The organism is Oceanibium sediminis, from assembly GCF_003265325.1.
Taxonomy (GTDB): domain Bacteria; phylum Pseudomonadota; class Alphaproteobacteria; order Rhodobacterales; family Rhodobacteraceae; genus Halovulum; species Halovulum sediminis.
On record NZ_QGNX01000053.1, the window covers coordinates 1 to 701 of the forward strand.

Here is a 701-nt window from a genome sequence, read left to right on the forward strand (position 1 = left end):
TATACTGTTTGAGCCAGTGGTTGATGACGATCTGCGCCTGCTGGGTCGTCGCAAACCATTCGGCATTCAGGACCTCTCGGCGCAGCGTGCCGTTGAACCGCTCGTTGTATCCGTTCTCCCAGGGCGATCCTGGATAGATGCGGATCGGCTTGAGGCCGACGCGACGAAGCCAGTCCTGTAGGGCGTTGGCGGCGAACTCTGGTCCATTGTCTGACCGGATGTACTCTGGCGAGCCATGCTTCAGCAGCAGCGGATAGAGTACCTCCAGGACGTCGTCAGCGCCTATCTTTGTCCGGACGGTCACCGCCAGCGCCTGCCGCGTGAACTCATCGAGAACCGTCAGCATCTTGTAACTGCGCCCATTGCTGAGCTTGTCGTGGACGAAGTCGATGGCCCAGACGTGGTTCGGATGCGTTGGCCTCAAGCGGATGATCGAGCTGTCCTTGTGGTAGAGCCGCTTGCGCTTCTTGTGGCGCTGCGGAAGCTGTAACCCCTCTTCCCGCCAGAGCCGCTCGACCTTCTTGTGATTGACCCGCCAGCCTTCGACGTGGAGCAACTCGGTGATCTTACGATAGCCATATCGACCGTATTGCTTCGCCAGCCGGATTATCGCCAACCGCAGCGCATCATCGTCTCTCGGGGTCGGCCGGTATTGCAGGGAGCTCCGCGCGAGGCCGATCACCCGACACGTCCGGCGCTCA

General features: G+C 60.6%; 1 protein-coding gene. It reads right to left on the bottom strand.

The window, feature by feature from the left end; translation table 11 throughout:
• Nucleotides 1–682, bottom strand: a 682-nt coding sequence (locus tag DJ029_RS21520) for an IS3 family transposase (protein ID WP_112324498.1), incomplete at its 3' end; no start/stop codon positions are given.
• Nucleotides 683–701: the final 19 nt, after the last annotated feature.